Below are 18,642 nucleotides of genomic sequence, written 5' to 3'. Positions count from 1 at the left end.
AGCAGAATTCGCGATTCGGGGTGAAAAGTTGCTGGCAGAGCGCGCCTACGCAAAAATCAACTTATCGCTCGACGTTTTCGGTAGTCGACCGGACGGGTACCACGAAGTTGACATGGTGCTGCAGACAATTGACTTGTCAGACTTGGTGTGGATCGAGAAAACCTCTAGGCGGGGGCTTGAAGTCGGAGCCTCCGTCTCGCATGTGCCGCAAGACGACCGCAATTTGGCGTGGACAGCTGCCGCGGCATTTTTCCGACATACTGGCATCGAAGCTTCTGTTCGAATTTGGATCGACAAACAGATCCCGGTCGCAGCGGGCCTGGCTGGCGGATCGGCCGACGCAGCGGCAACGTTGCGCGGTCTCAACCGCCTGTACGAGACAGGACTGAGTTTGGACGAGCTCGCAGAGATTGGCGCGGGGATTGGCTCGGATGTCCCGTTTTGCGTAGCAGGCGGGTGCGCTCTGGCTACTGGCAGGGGTGAACGTCTGCAGCGAGTGGATCACGGTCTTCGGGCGTGGGTCGTGCTTGTTCACCCGCCAGTCCACGTCTCGACTGCAGAAGTGTACGCTGCGATGCGACCAGAGGAATACCAGAATCGAGCCATCAGCGAAGAAGTTGTCACTGCACTTCGGTCTGGTGACGTCGAGGCAGTCAATCAATTGGTATCTAACGGTCTAACGCCTGCCACGTTGCGGTTGTACCCGGAGGTGGCGGAGGTCTGGAAACGGGCGGCCCACGTGGCCCGCTTTCCAGTGCACATGTCGGGCAGCGGCCCTACACTGTTCTGTCTCGTTCCGGCGCAGTCCACCGGGCAACGATTGTACAACGCCTTCCGCGGGTTCGCCAAGGAAGTGTATTTGTCCCGGTTTGTCTGATATATTCGCAAGTGTAACGGCGCTTGTGGACGGTTATCAGTGAGCCGGAAAGTGGGGTGGCGTCGTGCAGCGGTCTGAACGCTTCATTCGACTGGTGAAGACTTTCGTCGATCAGCCGAACGTCGCACTGTCGCTGTCCGAACTGTCGGACGGGCTCGATACGGCGAAGTCCTCCCTGAGCGAAGACGTGGCGCGCATTCGCAACGTTTTGGAGGCATACGGTGCAGGGAGCATCAGGTCCATTCAGGGCTCCGCCGGTGGCGTCAAGTACGTGGCAAACGTGCCAGAAAACAGGCGGTTGGCTTTCTTTGCAGACCTGACGCGGCGCTTGTCCGATTCGTCGCGCACGCTGCCGGGGGGGTTTCTGTACATGTCTGACGTGCTTGGAGACCCCGATGTTCTCGATGTGTCAGGTCAGTTGTTGGCAACTGCCTATCAGGATGCGGGCGCGAACGTCATTGTCACCGTGGAAACCAAAGGTATTCCACTTGCTGTTGCGACGGCCCGATATTTGCATTTGCCTCTAGCCATTGCCCGTCGAGAGTTGCGTGTGACGGAAGGCGCCGCCCTCTCAATTCACTACATATCCGGGTCGCAGCGCCGAATTCAAACCATGTCGCTGTCCAAACGGGCAATGCCAGCGCGCGCGCGCGCACTCATTATTGACGACTTTATGCGCGCGGGAGGCACGGCAGCCGCCGTCAAAAACCTGCTCTCGGAGTTCTCTGCAGAAGTGGTTGGCACCGCTGTGTTATTGGCGACATCGGAGCCAGCTGACAAATTGGTGGAGGATTACAGAGCGTTGTTTGAGCTTGACCCGATTATCGAAGGCCAACCTGTGACAGTGCGCACCCATTCCGCCTGGATGTCGAGCGACAGCGGCGATGGGGAATAAAGGAGGACAAACAGTTATGAAGACAGTTGCGACAACGAATGCCCCGGCAGCCATCGGACCCTACGCGCAAGCTATTCAAATCGGAGATATGCTCTACACATCTGGACAGATCCCGCTCACGGCTGAAGGTGAGTTGGTGACTGGTGGTGTTGACAAACAGGTACGGCAGGTACTCGCCAACCTCGACGCAGTTCTGACCGCGGCCGGTTTGAGCCGGGCCAATGTTGTCAAAACCACCATCTTTATGACAAACCTCGGCGATTTCCAGACCGTGAACGAAATTTACGGCGAATTCTTCGGCGATCATCGGCCTGCCCGTTCCACAGTACAGGTTGCTGGACTGCCGCGAGGCGCAGAAGTCGAAATTGAGTGCATCGCGCACAAATAATTTTGATAAATTGTAACGATTTGCAGGACTTTGCCTATTCGGCGTGGAATGGATTGTTCTGAACCGTCCATGGATAGGCAAAGGTGGTGACCAGGATGCAGATTACAGACGTCCGTTTGCGGAAGGTGGTCAGTGAAGGTCGCATGAAAGCGATCGCATCGATCACTATCGACAGTGAGTTTGTCGTGCACGATATTCGCGTCATCGACGGCAACAATGGGATGTTTGTCGCCATGCCGAGCAAGAAGACGCCAGATGGGGAGTTCCGCGACATCGCCCATCCGATTTCATCTGCAACGCGCCAGAAAATCCAGGACGCCGTGCTGGAGGAGTATAACCGGACCGAGTACAGCTCGGACGGGTTGCAAGAACCAAGCGCGTAAACACACTTTGTGCGTAGACCCCAGCAGGGCGGCCCGGTCGGCCCTGTTTTGGTCTGCGCCAGCTTTTTCGCGCCGTTTTGTCGACTGTTGTCGAGTCGTGTCTGCCCATATGTTGGCTTCCGGACAGCTATAAATTGAAATGACCACCCGGGTTAGGTACACTGGAGGCGATGCAACCCGGGAGGCGATGGTGTGGGCAGAAGCGCGATCGTCCTGGCCGCTGGCCACGGCACGCGAATGAAGTCGAAAAAGCACAAGGTGCTTCATGAAGTTTGCGGCAAACCGATGATTTTACACATTCTCGATGAAATCCAACCGCTTTTGCTCGACCAAGTCATTGTTGTTACGGGTCAGCAGCGTGAAGCGGTCGAATCTGTGATCGGCGAACGGGCAGAAATTGCTGTCCAAAACGAACAAAAGGGAACGGGGCACGCCGTACAGGCCGCGCTCCCAAAACTTCTACCGGACACCGACAGCGTGCTGGTTCTCTACGGTGATGCTCCGCTGATTCGAACCGAGACGATGGAAGCCCTGTTTGCCGCCCGTGAACAACGGCGGGCAGCCGCTGTGGTATTGACGGCTGATGTGGACGACCCCAGTGGACTTGGACGTGTCTTTGAGGGCCTCGACGGTGCAATTGAACGCGTCGTCGAAGAAAAGGATGCCACACCCGAAGAACGCGCTGTGCGCCGCATTAATACGGGGATTTACGCGTTTGCGCGCGCCGACCTGGAAGAGTCACTGACGAAAGTCAGGCCGACGAACACGCAGGCGGAGTACTACCTGACGGATACAATCGCCATCATGCGAGCGAGTGGACGACCTGTTTACGGGGTTGCCGCTGCGGATGCACAGGAAGTCCTCAGCGTCAACGACCGGATTCAACTGGCCCGCGTGGAACGCGCCATGCAGATGCGCATCTGTGAACACTGGATGCGTGAAGGCGTCACAATTATCGACCCGATGCACGTGACGATTGGCGTGGACGTCACCATCGGCCGAGACAGCCTGATTTTGCCGGGGACGGTGCTCGAGGGCGGGACCGAAATTGGTGAAGGCTGCGTCATCGGGCCAAACACGCGCTTGACGAACATGCGCGTGAGCTTCGGAGCGGAAGTTGAAACATCAGTAGCGCGCGACAGTTCCATCGGCGAACACACGCACGTTGGGCCGTTCGCGTACATTCGACCGGGTTCCAACATCGGGGCCAACGTCAAAGTGGGCGACTTTGTCGAGGTCAAGAACTCTACACTTGGGGACCGCACGAAGGTGAGTCACTTGGCCTATGTGGGCGACGCGGACGTCGGGAGCGATGTGAACATTGGTTGCGGCGTCATCACGGTCAATTACGACGGTAAGCGCAAGCACCGGACTGTCATTGGGGATGGCACTTTTGTAGGGTCAAACGTCAACCTTATCGCGCCACTTGATGTGGGCGCGGATGCCTACCTGTGCGCAGGTTCGACCATTACCGAGGATGTTCCGGCAGACGGTTTTGCGATTGCCCGCAACCGGCAGGTGACGAAACCAGATTATGTGAAAAACTGGCGCGCTCGACGGGAGGAAGATAGCGACCCGGCGCCTAATGAACGGAAGGGGCCCTGAAGTAGACATGGCACGCGAAGGAGACCTAAAACTTTTTACCGGTAACGCAAACCCGCCGTTGGCGCAGGAAATCGCGGACCAGATTGGCATCGCGCTTGGGGAGTGCACCGTCAGTCGCTTTATGGATGGTGAAGTCCGCATTAAACTCGTTGAGAGTGTGCGCGGTGACAACGTATACATCGTTCAGCCGACATCGGCGCCGGCAAACGAACACTTGATGGAACTACTGATCATGATCGATGCGCTCAAACGCGCTTCCGCTCGCAGTATCAACGTCGTCATCCCGTACTATGGATACGCTCGTCAAGACCGCAAAGCGAGAGCGCGCGACCCCATCACGGCGAAACTGGTGGCGAACCTGCTGGAAAAGGCGGGAGCCAACCGAATCATCTGTATGGACCTGCACGCTGGGCAGATTCAGGGCTTCTTTGACATCCCGCTCGACCACTTGGTTGGTATGCCGATTCTCGCTAACTACTTTCTCGCGAAGAACATCGAGAACCCTGTCGTGGTGTCACCGGACATGGGTGGCGTGACTCGCGCACGGGCGCTCGCCGAGCGGCTCGGTGCGCCTCTGGCAATTATCGACAAGCGGCGCCCGGATGTAAATGTCGCGCAGGTGATGAACATCATTGGTGAGATTCACGGACGGACTGCCATTCTCGTGGACGACATGATTGACACCGCCGGCACCATCACGGCAGGCGCGAAGGCGTTGCTGGAACGCGGGGCCAAAGACGTCTACGCGTGCTGTATCCACCCAGTGTTGTCTGGTGAAGGTGTCAAACGACTGGAGAGTTCCGAAATTCGCGAGGTCGTGGTTACGAATACCATCCTGTTGCCGCCAGAGAAACAGATTCCAAAAATCAAAGTGCTGTCTGTTGCAGAACTGATTGCGGAGGCCATCCTGCGCGTGCATACGCACCGGTCAATCAGCCAGTTGTTCGATTAGTGGACAAGCTGGTCGGGTGAAGGTGTGCCGGACGCGTCGGGGCTGATGGGAGTCGGGAGGTAGACATGAAACTCGTTGTTGGGCTCGGCAATCCGGGGGCCAAATACGCGGCGACGCGTCACAACGTGGGCTTTTGGGTAGTCGACGAGGTGGCGCGTCGGTTAGGAAGCGAGTGCAGCAGGGAAAAGTGGAAGAGTCACGCCGCTCTGGTGCGGGTCGGCGCCGAGCGAGTGATACTCTGTAAACCGCAGACGTTCATGAACAACAGCGGAGAAGCGGCCAGGGCCGTCTTCGACTACTTTTCCGAGTTGTCGGCAGACGACGTGATTGCGATTTACGACGACATGGACTTTCCCGTCGGCGACCTTCGCCTGCGCGAAAAAGGCAGCGCAGGCGGTCACAACGGTGTCAAGTCGCTGATTGCACACCTTGGCACCGAGTCGTTTGCACGCGTCCGGGTGGGGATTGGACGGCCAGAGCAAAAGTCTGCGGTCATCTCCTACGTCCTCAGCCCATTTCCTGCAGCAGAGCGACCTGCCATGGACGAAACCGTGAATCACGCGGCGGAGGCTGTGTTGTTCGCGCTCCAAAACAGTTTTACGCTTGCGATGAATCGGTTTAACGGGACTTGACGCGGCAGTTCGTACCGCGTCGTGTTCCCACGTATGCTCTGCCGCTAAACCCTCCATACTAACAATGGAGACTCTTGACTAGAGTCAGAGGAGGGTGACGCAGATGCGTATTGAATACTATTGTCGGCATTGCAGGCAATTTGTTGGGGCGCTCAATCAGCCGACATGGACAGAGGCGGATGCAGAGCGTTACTGTGGTTTTCAGCACCTGACGCCAGTGGAGCGTTCAGAATTTATCGCATATAATGGGGATCACGGCGCCATCTATGTGCAGACTGTGTGCGACCATTGTCAAAGCGCTGTCGAAGACCACCCAGAACTGCTGGTCGAAGGTCATTTGTTCCAGTAAACTTCCCAGTTGCGACGGGCGAGTACGGCAGTTGTAGCAGTGAGCGCACAAGCCTTAGGCGTCAGAACGGGACGTGCATTGCCACTCCCTGTCTGAGCCGAACTAAGGCTCTTTTCTGCGTTCTCTGGTGTGGCCTGTCGTGGTCAGGAGGGGTACTGTGGTTGAGTTGGCGGAACTGCTTTCGTCTGAACCAGAATTTCAATCCGTATTAAAACAGGTGACTGTGGACAGCCCAGACGGCTTGGTTACCGGCTTAAGCGGCGGTGCCAGGCACCTGTACTATGCCGCCCTTTACCTCTATCAGCAAACACATCGCCCGAATACATCGCTGCTCATTGTCACGCACTCCGCAGGTGAAGCAGAGATAATTGCGGACGACTTGCGCGAATTTTTGCCGGACACGCCCATTCTCTTGTACCCCGAGCGTGAACTCCTGATCGCTGGTGTGATTGCGTTTAGCCGCGATGTCATGGCAGAGCGGCTACAGGTGCTGCAGCATCTGGCGTCAGGGACACCAGCCGTCGTGGTGACTACAGTTGCCGGGGCGCTTCAACCTGTGATGAAACGCGATTTTTGCCGCGATAGCATTTTCACTTGGCGAGTCGGTAAGGAAGTGCCTAGCGACTACGCACAGAAGTTCGTTTCCGCCGGGTACGAACGCGTGGAGATGGTCGACAGTCAAGGACAGTTCTCAATTCGCGGTGGGATTGTCGACATTTTTCCACTGACGGAACCGCGCCCAATACGCGTCGAACTGTTTGACACGGAAGTGGACTCAATCCGCACGTTCGACGTCGGGACACAGCGTTCGCTCGATTCGCGCACGGAAGTCACCATTGGGCCGGCACTCGACTTTCTCGTCCCCGCTTCGCAGCTTGAGACGGTGGCCGACGAACTCGAACACCACCTCGAGCAGCGCGTTCGCACACTCACGGACGTGGACGTGCGTGAGCGGTTGCAGGGTACTGTGGGAGAAGACGTCCGGAGAATGCGGGAAGGTCTACCGTTTTATGGGCAACTACGCTACACACAGGTACTACAGCGGCACATCCAAACTCTGCTCGAGTACTTCCCAGGTCTCAACACACTCATCCTCGACGAGCCAGCGCGGATTCAAGAACGCGAAAAGGGGCTCGAAAAGGAATTTCAGGAGTGGTTGACTGCCGCCTTGATGCGTGGAGATATCCTCTCCGGCACGGTCCTCGGCCTGTCTTTTGACAAGCTCTGGGCGCACCCCCGCTTCGCGTGCTTTCAGTTCTCCACATTCGCCCGGCCCACCGGCACACACCGTTACGTGGCGATGGCCGGTGTCACTGCAAAACCGATGCAGAACTTCCACGGTCAAATGAACCTGCTCAAAGCGGAAGCGGAGCGGTGGTTGAAGAGCGGCATGCGCGTTCTCATGCTCGCCGCGACCCCGGAGCGCGCCGACCGGCTCGAACGGGTACTCGAAGACTACCGCATCCGCGCTCTGCGCTCTCAGAGCTTGACGGATACGACGACTCCACAGGTGTTGGTTGGCAACCTCTCCTCCGGGTTTGAGTTGCCGATGAGTCGGATTGTCCTGATTGTTGAAACGGAGGTCTTTGGCACCCGCAAGAAAGGCCGTCGCCTGCGCGCAGAGATGTCCGACGCTGAGCGCATCAAGAGTTATCAAGAACTGCGTGTCGGAGACTTTGTCGTGCACGTCAACCACGGGATCGGCAAGTACCTTGGCATCCGAACACTTGAAATTGACGGTCGACACAAGGACTATCTGCACCTGCAGTACGCAGGCAACGACACGCTGTACGTACCGGTCGAACAAATCGACCAAGTTCAACGCTTCATCGGCTCCGAGGAGAGGGCGCCAAAGGTGAACCACCTAGGCGGTGGCGAGTGGACGCGGGTGAAGCAGCGCGTGTCCAAGAGCGTCCAAGACATCGCCGACGACTTGGTCAAGCTGTACGCTGCACGGCAGGCGACACCGGGACACCCGTTCCCCTTGGATACGCCTTGGCAGAAGGACTTCGAAGCTATGTTTCCGTACGAGGAGACACCTGACCAATTGCGAGCGATCGACGAGATCAAACGGGATATGGAGCTACCGCGGCCAATGGACCGGCTGCTCTGTGGCGATGTCGGATACGGCAAGACTGAGGTGGCAATTCGGGCTGCTTTTAAGGCAGTGATGGACGGCAAACAAGTCGCAGTGCTAGTTCCCACCACCGTGCTCGCCCACCAGCACTTCGAGACGTTCAAGGAGCGCTTTGCGGGGTACCCGGCGACAGTCGAGGTGTTGAGTCGCTTTCGCACGAGGGGAGAAGCGCAAACTGTCGTGAAAGGACTCGAAGACGGCAGTATCGACGTCGTGATCGGCACGCACCGACTACTGCAAAAGTCGCTCAAGTTTAAAGACTTGGGTCTCCTGATTGTCGACGAAGAGCAGCGCTTTGGCGTGACGCATAAGGAGCGGCTGAAGCAAATGCGCACGAATGTGGACTGCTTGACGTTGACTGCTACACCGATTCCGCGAACCCTGCACATGTCCATGCTAGGTGTGCGCGATTTGTCCGTGATCGAAACCCCGCCGGAAAACCGCTTTCCCGTGCAAACGTATGTGGTGGAGTTCAACGAAAACTTGCTGCACGAGGCGATTGAGCGAGAGTTGAACCGCGGTGGACAGGTTTATGTCCTCTACAACCACGTAAGCGGTATCCGCAGCATGGCCGACCGAGTTCGGCGCATGGTCCCAAACGCTAACGTCGGCGTTGCACACGGGCAGATGGCTGAGGACGAATTAGAGCGAGTCATGCTTGACTTCCTTGACGGGGAACTCGACGTACTTGTCACAACTACGATCATTGAAACAGGGTTGGATATTCCCAACGTCAACACGTTGATTGTCTACGACGCAGACCGTCTTGGTTTGGCGCAGCTGTACCAACTGCGCGGTCGCGTCGGGCGTTCGAATCGCATCGCCTACGCGTACTTCACCTATCAACGCGACAAGGTGCTGACCGAGATCGCAGAAAAAAGGCTACAGGCCATCAAGGAGTTCACAGAACTTGGCAGTGGGTTCAAGATCGCGATGCGCGACCTAGCCATCCGCGGCGCTGGTAACTTACTTGGCGCTGAGCAGCACGGTTTCATCAACTCCGTCGGTTTTGACCTCTACAACGACATGCTGACTGCGGCTGTCAAAGAGGCGAAAGGCGAAGTGGAGGAGGTCCCGCCAGAGCCGACGATTGACCTTGCCATCGAAGCATACCTGCCAGACGACTTCATCCCGAACCCAGCGCAGAAAATCGCTGTGTACAAGAAATTTAAGTTTGTCCGCAGTCAGGACGGGGCAAATGACCTCGAAGAGGAGCTTGAGGACCGCTACGGCGACCTCCCTGACGCTGTCCGCAACTTACTCGACGTCACTCGGATCAAGAGCTACGCCGCCCGCTATGGCATTGAAGCGGTTGCTCAGCAAGGCCACGAGTCGAGTATCCGCATCCCGCCAGAGCGCTCGAATGACGTCGATCACGCTGCTTTGTTTGCGCTCGCCAAGCGCATGAAGGGGCAGTACGTGAAGCGTTCCAACGGCGTTCTGCAAGTTACGTTCCGCACACGCGACCTCGCTGAGCGGCAGCTGTGCGCACTTCTGTTGCAGTTTTTCGGGTCATTCCACGAGGCGCTGCGTTCCCCTGAACAAGTTACTGAAGTTGCCAAGTAATCCCCGGAAAATCGGGACTCCTGCGGTTGGCGGCCGGCCACTTTGGTCGCCTGCCAACGCTGGTGCATAGAGCCAAGGACAGCGCGTATACTAATCGCACGCCAACATCCGCCATTTTAAGCAAAGCTGTCTAGACGAGTCTGACGGTCGGAGGAACCCTTTCGCGTTTGGCAGATGATTCCACACAAATTAGAGGTGAAGTGAACTACTACCACCAATACGGAGGGCGGGGGATCTACGATTGAAGGCAACTGGCATCGTACGGAGAATTGATGACCTCGGTCGAGTTGTGATTCCGAAAGAAATTCGACGAACGCTGCGCATCAGAGAAGGCGATCCCTTGGAAATTTTCGTTGATCGCGACGGAGAAGTCATTCTGAAAAAGTACTCCCCAATCGGGGAACTCGGTGACTTTGCCCGTGAATATGCGGAGTCCTTGGCAGAGTCCTCTGGGCATATCGCCGTGATCGCAGACAGAGATGTGATGATTGCGGTTTCGGGTGGCTCCAAGAAGGAGTTCCTGGACAAGCCGGTCGCGGAGGATGTTGAGCAGGCCATGGAAGACCGGAAGACACTGGTGTCGACGACACCTGGGGAGTACATGGTCGTACGGGATCGAACAGAGCGCTTCTCTTCCCGTGTGATAGCGCCGATCATCGCAGCGGGTGACCCGATTGGGGCGGTGTTGCTACTGTCGCGTGAAGACAACGTCAAGATGGGCGCTCTGGAGCAGAAACTAGCCGAGACAGCGGCTGGCTTCCTTGGCAAGCAGATGGAACAATAGACCCACGCGAGCTTCGGCCGTGTGTCTAGGGGTGTCCCGAAGGGCTGTGCTAGCCCCGTGAGGACACCCTGTTTCACGTGTCTTGCGGGTAGTTAGGTCGCCTGACGACCCGCCTGACGGTCGGCCTTCAGGCCCGTCTGACGACTCGCCTGAAGGCCATAATCAGACGCCATTTTGCTCGCCGAGTGGACTAACCTCTTGCCTTCGTCCATACCCATAGGAAGGAGGTGTAAGGACGGGCACGGCACGTCCTTGCACAGTGTCAAACTGTGGGGGGAAGACATTGCGGCCACATCATGGGTTTGTGCGCGGCGCGCTACTGCTCGCGGGGGCAGCCGTGTTGTCAAAAGGGCTCGGTTCGGTGTACACGATCGTCTTGCAGAACATCATCGGCGACCACGGCATGGGTCTGTTCCAGATGGCATATCCAATCTACGCTACACTGCTTGCAGTAGCGACCGCTGGGTTTCCGGTCGCGATCTCGAAAATTGTCTCAGAGCGCGTGGCTGTGGGCGATGTCTACGGGGCGAAACAGACGTTCCGGATGGCGCTTGTACTCTTGTCTCTTGGCGGCGTTCTCGCCTTTGTTATCCTGTTCGGCTTTGCATCGACGTGGGCGCGCGTCGCAGGCGACCCTGCTGCGGCTCCGGCGATTCGCGCCATTGCTCCGGCACTTTTAATTGTGCCGGTGATGAGTGTGCTCCGGGGCTACTTTCAGGGTCACCAGTGGATGGAGCCGACAGCCGCGTCGCAGGTGCTTGAGCAGGGGGTGCGTGTCGCAACCATTCTCGGGCTCGCCTTTTGGCTGATGTCGCGTGGGTACGGGCAAGCGACGGCTGCCGCAGGAGCGGCTTTCGGGGCTGTTACGGGCGCTTGCGCGGGGCTGCTGCTGTTGTTTACCTATTGGCGGAACTACCGCCCGCCAGAACACACACAGCCGACGCGCACCTCTTCGGTCACACTCGCCAAACAACTTTTGTACTACGCGTTTCCCATCAGCCTTGGCGCACTCGTCGTCCCCCTGATGAACAACATCGACGTCATTACCGTCGTCAACCTCCTGAAATCCGCGGGTGAACCGCAGCACCTCGCCACGACTGAGTTCGGATTGTTGTCGGGACGGGCGGCTAAACTGATGATGCTGCCGACGACACTCGCTGCAGGCATTGGCATTGCGGCAATGCCAGCGGTGACAGAAGCCTTTACACTCGGCTTCCGTGAGCTGGTCCACGAGCGGATTGACATGGCCATCCGGCTGACGGTTTTGCTGTCTCTGCCAGCCGGCATTGGCCTTGTCCTGCTTGCCAGACCGGTCAACATTGCGCTGTTTCAAAACGGCGCAGGCACCGGCGCGATTGAAATTCTCGCACTCGCAACTGTCTTTGCGAGTGTCCAGGCCACGCTCGCCGCAGTCTTGCAGGGAGCGGGGTGGATGTACCTTCCGGTCGTGAACCTACTCATCGCGAGTGGGGTCAAGCTGGTGCTGAACCTGTGGTGGGTGCCGCGCTTTGGCATCCAGGGGGCAGCAGCGGCCACAGTTGCAAGTTACGTTACAGCTACGCTACTAAACGTCGGAGCGCTCAAAAGGTGCCTGAATATGGAGGTTGACTGGCTGCGCTGGCTTGTCCGACCAGGACTTGCTGCGGCCATTATGGGCAGCGTGACGTTTGGACTTAGCAGACAACTAGCCATCTGGGGCGTCCTCGACGCAGGTCGTATCGCTGCCGGGCTCAGCCTCTTGTTCGTGATTAGCATCGCGATTGCCACGTACATAGCCGCACTGCTCGTCACAAACAGCATGGATCGCGCGGAATTGCAGGCTGTTCCCAAGGTGGGTCCGCAGTTGGTATCATGGTGTGACAGAATCGGCCTGCTCAAGTGAGGAGGATTTGCCGTGCCGACGATTCACGTGGTGGGCCTTGGCCCTGGTGACTTAGATAGCTTGCCTGTCTCCACGTACCGCTTGCTGCAATCTGGGATGCCTGTGTACTTGCGCACTGCGGTGCACCCCGTAGTACCCCAGTTGCGGGAGCTTGGCGTTAAATTCGAGTCGTTTGACGCATTTTACGAATCGGAGTCGACCTTTGAACACGTTTACCGAAGCATTGCAAAGGCGCTGACAGAGGCCGCGCAGCGCCGCGGTGAGGTTCTCTACGCGGTGCCAGGACACCCGCTGATGGCAGAACAATCGGTACAGAATTTACTCGCTGACGCACACGTCGAGGTGAAGATTGGTCCTGGCCAGAGTTTTCTCGATCCGGTCTGCACTGCGCTCTCGCTCGACCCGATCAACGGCCTGGTTCTTCTCGATGGGACAAGCCTGCGTGCTGCTCAACTTGCCCCAGACATCCCGACCCTTGTTGCCCAGGTGTTTGGACGAGCCGTGGCGACCGAAGTCAAGCTGACGCTGATGGACGTTTACCCGGATGAGCACCTCGTCACTGTTGTTCGAGCTGCTGGGGTGACGGGGCAAGAGCGTATCCTCGAGGTCCCGCTCTACCAACTGGACCACTTGGATTGGCTGGACCACTTGACTACGCTCTACGTACCGCCTTGTGAAGCGGCGCTTGCGCGAGACCCGGTAATGCTGGCAGAGCTGGTGGCGCGGCTGCGTGCTCCTGGCGGCTGCCCATGGGACCGCAAGCAGACGCATCAGTCGCTGCGACCCTACGTGATCGAAGAGGCGTATGAAGTGGCTCACGCGATTGACGAGGGTGATGACCAAGCGCTTGCGGACGAACTCGGCGACCTCTTTTTGCAAGTTTTGCTCCACGCGCAGATTGGTTCTGAAGAAGGTCTGTTTACGCTTGGCGACGTCTATGAACGCCTTGGGAACAAGCTCATTCGGCGCCATCCGCACGTGTTTGGCGAGGAGAAGGCGCGGACCGTGGAAGAAGCGCAGGCCATTTGGTCCGCACAGAAGCAAACTGAGGGCGGAGAGGAACTGGGCGCAGAGGCTTCCTGGTTGGCTGGTCTACGTTGGGGGCGTCCGGCTGCGCAAGTCGCGATGGACCTGCAAGAGCGCGCGGCCAAGCTCGGCTTTGACTGGCCCGACCTTACAGGCGTTGTCACGAAGCTGCGTGAAGAGTTGACTGAATTTGAGGATGCGCAACGTGAAGGTGAGGGGAGGATGTCCGAGGAACTCGGCGACATCCTGTTCACTGTAGTTAACCTGGCGCGCTGGCTGTCGCTAGACCCGGAGCAGGTGCTCGCGGCTACCAATCAGAAGTTCGTGCGGCGGTTTAACTACGTCGTGGAACGTGCAGTCAATGACATGGACAAATCTGACATTACTCACTTGGAACGTCTTGAAAGGTACTGGCAAGAGGCGAAAATCGCGACAGAATCGGACTTTTAGCAGGAATTTACGGAGGAAACGAGAATACCTTGCTGACATTGTCACGAAGGGGGCATCCAGTCAGTGAACAAAATGGATTTGGTGAACCAAGTTGCTGAGAAAACAGGTTTGAAAAAAAGTCAGGCCGAGTTGGCCGTCAACAGTGTATTCAGTGCCATCGAAGAAGCTCTGTCGGCAGGCGAGAAGGTGCAGGTCATTGGTTTTGGAACGTTTGAGACCCGCAAGCGCTCTGCTCGTTCTGGACGCAATCCGCAGACCGGTGAGACGATTTCGATCCCGGAGTCTGTCGTACCTGCGTTCAAACCTGGCAACAAGCTGAAGGAAGTCATTCGCTAATTGCGTCTCGACAAATTCCTCAAGGCGTCGCGTTTAGTGAAACGCAGAACGGTGGCAAAGGAACTCTGTGACGCTGGACGTATGGACGTCAACGGTCGAGTCGCGAAGGCCGGCACTGAACTGCATGTTGGGGACGAACTGACCATTCGATACGGACAGCGTGTCACAGTTGTACGTGTGCGCCAGCTTGTCGATAACCCGCGCAAGGATGCGGCGGTTGACCTCTATGAAGTCATCTCGGGTGAACAGGGCGCCGTCGACGGGGAGTAACATCGATATCCGATGGGGCTGTGCTGCGAGGCGTTTTAGGCCTGGCAGCACAGCCCTCCGTCTTTGTATAGCCGGCCGGCACTGCACCTCTCCGTTGGTCCAGTGTAGCTCAGCCATCGCGGTGAGCACCGCGACCGGGGCCAGGAGCCAGGTGTGTGCTCCGTGCTCCGTGCTCCGTGCTCCGTGCTCCGTGCTCCGTGCTCCGTGCTCCGTGCTCCGTGCTCCGTGCTCCGTGCTCCGTGCTCCGTGCTCCGTGCTCCGTGCTCCGTGCTCCGTGCTCCGTGCTCCGTGCTCCGTGCTCCGTGCCCAGTGCCCAGTGCCCAGTGCCCAGTGCCCAGTGCCCAGTGCCCAGTGCCCAGTGCCCAGTGCCCAGTGCCCAGTGCCCAGTGCCCATTACCGCACAGAACAGCTTATCGGACCTTTTAGTGGGGTAACCTGACGGATTAGACTGTCCAGAGCAGCCTATCATCGGGATCTCGGGCCCAATCCGGGGCGATATCGTTGGTTAAACGGTTTCTGGCAGGCTATTTGGCCTGGTTTGGCGGCTGAAACGCCGAATAAGCTGCTATCTGCGGCAATGTTCCGGCCTTCCATAGCTGTTCCGCAAAGTGTTCGGGGTCTCGTACTGACTAACATGGACCGTAGCGACGCCAGCGTCGCTACCGATTGACTTCCACGGGCATGCTGCCCGCGCGAACGGAAAAAATGTCGCTGCAGCGGAAAAATCCGCCGCGTAGCGACATTTTCGACACTTCCGCACCCGGTCAACGCCCAGAACCCATCTGATAGCGACGCCAGCGTCGCTACCGATTGACTTCCACGGGCATGCTGCCGGCGCGAACGGAAAAAATGTCGCTGCAGCGAAAATCTCCGCCGCGTAGCGACATTTTCGACACTTCCGCACCCAGTCAACGCTCAGAACTCGTCCGACACTGAGGCTAGCGTCTCTGCCCCATCGTCGTGTGACCCTGCCGCCGTGTGACCCTGCCGCCGTGTGACCCCTACCACCGTGTGACCCCTACCACCGTTTGCCGCGCGGCTGATTCTGCTACCATTGTGCGACGTTTGTTCTACCCGCACGCGAGCCGACATAAACTCTGTGGAGAACCGGACAGGTTGGGGGGAGACCCATGTCGGATGAGACGACGCATGACATTCACATCTCCGGGAGAAAGCAGGTCGAAGTCACGGGAATTAGTAGTGTCGACAGCTTTGACGCAAACTCGTTTGTCCTGACGACAAAAACTGGACCGCTGCATATCCGCGGGGCAGGTCTGCACATGAGACACCTGGACTTGCAAACTGGGGTTGTGATCATTGAGGGGACAGTATCTGGTCTGGAGTACGCGTCTGAGCAAAACAAACGGCGGCGTTTGACGGGGCGACTGCTGCGGTGAGCGCGTTGCAGCAGATCCGTTCCGTACTCGAGCTGGTTGCAGCTGCTGCACTGCTTGGTGCCCTGTTTGATGTGTACAATACTGTGACTGGCGCATCCAAGGTGCTGCGCTTTTTCCGGCCTGTTGCGGACCTCGCGTTCTGGCTTGTCGCAGCTGTCTTGGTATTCTTCGTGTTGTTTTCCACTGACGACGGCAGGTTGCGGCTGTATACGTTCCCGTTGCTCGTGATTGGCTACTTGCTCTACCGCTCATGGTTCCACCGGCGCGTTGTGAGAAGTGCGTTTGTCGTCGTTCGAATTGTACAGGCAGTGCTGCGGTTTTTCTGGCGCATTATCTACAGACTTCTAATCTGGCCGCTGCAAGAAGCCATGCTCGCAGTGCGGTTCATCCTGCGTCTCGTTTACCGCATCCTCTGTAAAGCGGAGGACGGAGTGTTCTGGGTGATGTCGTTCTGGTGGAAGGTAGCCTTTTTCCCCTTTCGTCGCTGGACCAAGCCGGTTCAAGAATTCCGGGGAAAATTGTACAGCGAATGGGAGGGGATTCTAGGGCAGGTGTCGAAGTGGTTGATACGTACTTCGAAACACACCTGACCTCTACAGAAGGAGTTGTCGTGGTTTGGCCAGAGCGGCTGTGCCTTCATCGTCCACAAAACCTCGCATGGCACGTGCCCCACATGTACAAGGCAATCGGAGGCTGCGTCTGCGTTACGTAGTCGTACTCGTCGTTCTAGTGTGGGCGGGGTGGCGTTTTTTGAGCATAGAGATGCCACAACTATCGACACTGCGTCATCAGCAGCAGTCGCTTCAGTCGCAACTCTCCTCACTCAAGGCCAAACAAAGCGAGCTGAAGGCAAAAGTCTCAGAGTTCAACAACAAACAGTTTTTGGCGGAGTACGCAGCGCGGCACTTCGGTTTGATTGCACCTGGACAACAGCTTTTTATCGTGGCGCCGAAACACTGATCAACATCAGGAACAGGCGCCAGCAAACCTCTGATTCCTTGCACGCGGCTGGGTTGTTTCGTATACTATGGTATCATCTTATAAATGCACTTACAGTAACCGGGGAGGATCTAAGGCTGCATGTCCATTGAAGTCGGCAGCAAACTGGCGGGAAAGGTCACCGGCATCACGCACTTTGGCGCGTTTGTGTTACTGCCGGGAGGCGTAACGGGTCTGGTGCACATCTCAGAGGTCTCGAACGAGTACGTGAAAGATATCCATGACCACCTCAAAGTCAATGATGAAGTGACTGTGAAGGTCATCAACGTTGACAAAGAAGGAAAGGTCGGTTTGTCGATTCGGCAAGCGGCAGATAATCCTCCCCCGCGTCCTTCTCGAGGTGGACGCCACGGTGGACCTGGGCGCCCCTCTTTCGAAGACAAATTGGTGCGGTTTATGAAAGACAGTGACGAACGCTTGCAGGCACTTCGCCGCAGCGAGTCGAAGCGCGGCGGCAGAGGCGGTCGGCGGCACTGACAGCGTCGCCTGTTTTCATCTGTCAATTAGACATTTAAAAAGCGGGTACAGGGTCTCCTGTGCCCGCTTTTCGATTAGCTGCGAAAAGGAGCGGATGGTGTGGCGGATACTCCCTATTACTTGCAGTACGAGTTGACAAGCGGTGAACTCGTGATGCTGACGTTTACTGAGGAAGACGACCGCGATGGTTGTCATATCTCGCTCGACATGTACAAAGCAAACTTGGGCGCGGTCGATCACGATGTTCTCCACCGGATTATGGAGAAGTTCCGTGGGGTCGTGGTCACAGCTTCTGCAACGTCGTAGCGTGAACGAATGTGCCAAATCAGGCAGCGTGTGAGCGCAAAGGGGCTGCTCCCGTCGAAGCGGGGGCAGCTCCTTTGCGTTTGGGTGGTGGTGTCACTGTGTGACTTGCCTGGCGACATGATAACGAAAGAACGCCTGGTTAAGCATCTGGATTGATCGCGCATCGTGATTGAGAAAGGCCCGGCGCAGCTGCACACATAGCCACTGGGGCATGACCTCACCTCTTCTACAGAGTCGGGACCCCCGCTCCAGTTCTTGATGCTATAGCATACGCGTCACAGCTTGACTGTGCGCCCGCTCAATCGTCGGTCCGACTGCCAGAACGATGAATTAACAGGTTTAAATTACTACGCACCTGGACGACCGGAATTCCGGCGACTTCCAGCAGGTGTCGAGCGTACGGGTCTGGGCGGTATGACTCTTCGTAGTAGACGGCGGCAATGCCGGCCTGAATCAGGTTCTTTGTGCACTGCAGGCAGGGCAGGTGGGTCACATACAGGTCAGCCCCCTCCGCAGGAATGCCGAATCGCGCGCACTGCAGAAGGGCATTTTGCTCCGCGTGAATGGCGCGCACACAGTGCCCGTCGACAACTTTGCAACCGACGTCCGTACAGTGCTCATCTCCGTGAATTGATCCGTTGTAGCCGCTGGCAATCATCCGCTTGTCCCGAACAATCACACACCCCACAGCCAGTCGCTGGCATGTCGAACGCATCGCCATAACCCGACTTTGCGACGCGAAGAACTCGTCCCACGACATCCGTGTCGAATGGTGCTTGTCCTCTGTAATTGGCATACTTGCGCGCCTCCTCTGCTGCCGGACAACCCGGTGTCCGCTCTTATTATAAGAGAATTCACCAAAATGTAGGGCGAATCTACCGTCGAACAGTCGCGTTAGCCTGTCGAAGGCGTGAAATCGTGTCGGAAAGTT

At 57.3% G+C, this 18,642-nt stretch carries 21 protein-coding genes; 19 read left to right on the top strand and 2 right to left on the bottom strand.

Features of this window, described 5'->3' with window-relative positions:
- The first annotated feature begins 28 nt into the window (after positions 1 to 28).
- The 19 genes from ispE (at position 29) to JC200_RS10220 (ending at position 17,711) form a co-directional block, all read left to right on the top strand.
- Entirely contained in the window at positions 29 to 877 is an 849-nt protein-coding gene (gene ispE / locus JC200_RS10310; protein ID WP_274436169.1) for a 4-(cytidine 5'-diphospho)-2-C-methyl-D-erythritol kinase, read from the top strand.
- A 64-nt stretch (positions 878 to 941) separates the two neighbouring features.
- Entirely contained in the window at positions 942 to 1,772 is an 831-nt protein-coding gene (gene purR / locus JC200_RS10305) for a pur operon repressor (RefSeq protein WP_274436168.1), read from the top strand.
- A 16-nt stretch (positions 1,773 to 1,788) separates the two neighbouring features.
- A complete protein-coding gene (locus JC200_RS10300) occupies positions 1,789 to 2,160 on the top strand; it encodes a RidA family protein (protein ID WP_274436167.1) in 372 nt (123 codons plus the stop codon).
- 95 nt (positions 2,161 to 2,255) lie between these two features.
- The gene (gene spoVG / locus JC200_RS10295) at positions 2,256 to 2,543 is read left to right on the top strand and encodes a septation regulator SpoVG (protein WP_274436165.1); all 288 of its coding nucleotides are present in this window, start codon (positions 2,256 to 2,258) and stop codon (positions 2,541 to 2,543) included.
- A 192-nt stretch (positions 2,544 to 2,735) separates the two neighbouring features.
- On the top strand, positions 2,736 to 4,148 hold the full coding sequence (gene glmU, locus JC200_RS10290) for a bifunctional UDP-N-acetylglucosamine diphosphorylase/glucosamine-1-phosphate N-acetyltransferase GlmU (RefSeq protein ID WP_274436164.1): 1,413 nt from the start codon (positions 2,736 to 2,738) through the stop codon (positions 4,146 to 4,148).
- A 7-nt stretch (positions 4,149 to 4,155) separates the two neighbouring features.
- Positions 4,156 to 5,100: a ribose-phosphate diphosphokinase gene (locus JC200_RS10285; RefSeq protein WP_274436163.1), complete on the top strand. Its 945-nt coding sequence runs from the start codon at positions 4,156 to 4,158 to the stop codon at positions 5,098 to 5,100.
- A gap of 65 nt (positions 5,101 to 5,165) precedes the next feature.
- Positions 5,166 to 5,732 (top strand): aminoacyl-tRNA hydrolase, encoded by a 567-nt coding sequence (gene pth, locus JC200_RS10280; RefSeq protein WP_274436162.1) that lies wholly within the window; start codon positions 5,166 to 5,168, stop codon positions 5,730 to 5,732.
- 103 nt (positions 5,733 to 5,835) lie between these two features.
- Positions 5,836 to 6,081 (top strand): anti-sigma-F factor Fin, encoded by a 246-nt coding sequence (locus JC200_RS10275; protein ID WP_274436161.1) that lies wholly within the window; start codon positions 5,836 to 5,838, stop codon positions 6,079 to 6,081.
- Positions 6,082 to 6,238: 157 nt separating this feature from the next.
- On the top strand, positions 6,239 to 9,784 hold the full coding sequence (gene mfd, locus JC200_RS10270) for a transcription-repair coupling factor (protein WP_274436160.1): 3,546 nt from the start codon (positions 6,239 to 6,241) through the stop codon (positions 9,782 to 9,784).
- 241 nt (positions 9,785 to 10,025) lie between these two features.
- The gene (spoVT, locus tag JC200_RS10265) at positions 10,026 to 10,568 is read left to right on the top strand and encodes a stage V sporulation protein T (RefSeq protein ID WP_274436159.1); all 543 of its coding nucleotides are present in this window, start codon (positions 10,026 to 10,028) and stop codon (positions 10,566 to 10,568) included.
- A 283-nt stretch (positions 10,569 to 10,851) separates the two neighbouring features.
- On the top strand, positions 10,852 to 12,450 hold the full coding sequence (locus tag JC200_RS10260) for a putative polysaccharide biosynthesis protein (protein ID WP_274436158.1): 1,599 nt from the start codon (positions 10,852 to 10,854) through the stop codon (positions 12,448 to 12,450).
- Positions 12,451 to 12,462: 12 nt separating this feature from the next.
- On the top strand, positions 12,463 to 13,926 hold the full coding sequence (gene mazG / locus JC200_RS10255; RefSeq protein ID WP_274436157.1) for a bifunctional methyltransferase/pyrophosphohydrolase YabN: 1,464 nt from the start codon (positions 12,463 to 12,465) through the stop codon (positions 13,924 to 13,926).
- A 63-nt stretch (positions 13,927 to 13,989) separates the two neighbouring features.
- Complete coding sequence (locus JC200_RS10250; protein ID WP_274436156.1) at positions 13,990 to 14,262, top strand: HU family DNA-binding protein; 273 nt, start codon at positions 13,990 to 13,992, stop codon at positions 14,260 to 14,262.
- Entirely contained in the window at positions 14,263 to 14,532 is a 270-nt protein-coding gene (locus tag JC200_RS10245) for an RNA-binding S4 domain-containing protein (RefSeq protein WP_274436155.1), read from the top strand.
- Between the two features lie 1,130 nt (positions 14,533 to 15,662).
- Positions 15,663 to 15,929: a sporulation protein YabP gene (gene yabP, locus JC200_RS10240; protein WP_274436154.1), complete on the top strand. Its 267-nt coding sequence runs from the start codon at positions 15,663 to 15,665 to the stop codon at positions 15,927 to 15,929.
- Positions 15,926 to 16,519, top strand: a complete 594-nt coding sequence (gene yabQ, locus JC200_RS10235) for a spore cortex biosynthesis protein YabQ (RefSeq protein WP_274436153.1) — start codon at positions 15,926 to 15,928, stop codon at positions 16,517 to 16,519. Before yabP ends, yabQ begins: the two co-directional genes overlap by 4 nt.
- A 160-nt stretch (positions 16,520 to 16,679) precedes the next feature.
- Entirely contained in the window at positions 16,680 to 16,889 is a 210-nt protein-coding gene (locus tag JC200_RS10230) for a septum formation initiator family protein (protein ID WP_274436152.1), read from the top strand.
- A gap of 120 nt (positions 16,890 to 17,009) precedes the next feature.
- Entirely contained in the window at positions 17,010 to 17,405 is a 396-nt protein-coding gene (locus tag JC200_RS10225) for a S1 domain-containing RNA-binding protein (RefSeq protein WP_274436151.1), read from the top strand.
- A gap of 99 nt (positions 17,406 to 17,504) precedes the next feature.
- Positions 17,505 to 17,711: a hypothetical protein gene (locus JC200_RS10220; protein WP_274436150.1), complete on the top strand. Its 207-nt coding sequence runs from the start codon at positions 17,505 to 17,507 to the stop codon at positions 17,709 to 17,711.
- 93 nt (positions 17,712 to 17,804) lie between these two features.
- On the opposite strand, the gene cmpA is transcribed toward JC200_RS10220, so the two are convergent.
- Both cmpA and JC200_RS10210 read right to left on the bottom strand, forming a co-directional pair.
- The gene (gene cmpA / locus JC200_RS10215; protein ID WP_274436149.1) at positions 17,805 to 17,924 is read right to left on the bottom strand and encodes a cortex morphogenetic protein CmpA; all 120 of its coding nucleotides are present in this window, start codon (positions 17,922 to 17,924) and stop codon (positions 17,805 to 17,807) included.
- 85 nt (positions 17,925 to 18,009) lie between these two features.
- Positions 18,010 to 18,507 (bottom strand): deaminase, encoded by a 498-nt coding sequence (locus tag JC200_RS10210; RefSeq protein ID WP_274436148.1) that lies wholly within the window; start codon positions 18,505 to 18,507, stop codon positions 18,010 to 18,012.
- Between the last annotated feature and the right edge of the window lie 135 nt (positions 18,508 to 18,642).

This window comes from Alicyclobacillus sp. ALC3 (assembly GCF_028751195.1).
Classification (GTDB): Bacteria; Bacillota; Bacilli; order Alicyclobacillales; family Alicyclobacillaceae; genus Alicyclobacillus_L.
This window is presented reverse-complemented; position numbering and strand designations above follow the sequence as displayed.

Excerpts from the sequence above, each read along its gene's own strand:
- JC200_RS10285 (WP_274436163.1), top strand. The coding sequence starts at position 4,156 with ATGGCACGCGAAGGAGACCTAAAACTTTTTACCGGTAACGCAAACCCG.
- spoVG (WP_274436165.1), top strand. The coding sequence starts at position 2,256 with ATGCAGATTACAGACGTCCGTTTGCGGAAGGTGGTCAGTGAAGGTCGC.
- JC200_RS10300 (WP_274436167.1), top strand. The coding sequence starts at position 1,789 with ATGAAGACAGTTGCGACAACGAATGCCCCGGCAGCCATCGGACCCTAC.
- JC200_RS10225 (WP_274436151.1), top strand. The coding sequence starts at position 17,010 with ATGTCCATTGAAGTCGGCAGCAAACTGGCGGGAAAGGTCACCGGCATC.
- JC200_RS10210 (WP_274436148.1), bottom strand. The coding sequence starts at position 18,507 with ATGCCAATTACAGAGGACAAGCACCATTCGACACGGATGTCGTGGGAC.
- pth (WP_274436162.1), top strand. The coding sequence starts at position 5,166 with ATGAAACTCGTTGTTGGGCTCGGCAATCCGGGGGCCAAATACGCGGCG.
- yabP (WP_274436154.1), top strand. The coding sequence starts at position 15,663 with ATGTCGGATGAGACGACGCATGACATTCACATCTCCGGGAGAAAGCAG.
- JC200_RS10275 (WP_274436161.1), top strand. The coding sequence starts at position 5,836 with ATGCGTATTGAATACTATTGTCGGCATTGCAGGCAATTTGTTGGGGCG.
- cmpA (WP_274436149.1), bottom strand. The coding sequence starts at position 17,924 with ATGCCCCAGTGGCTATGTGTGCAGCTGCGCCGGGCCTTTCTCAATCAC.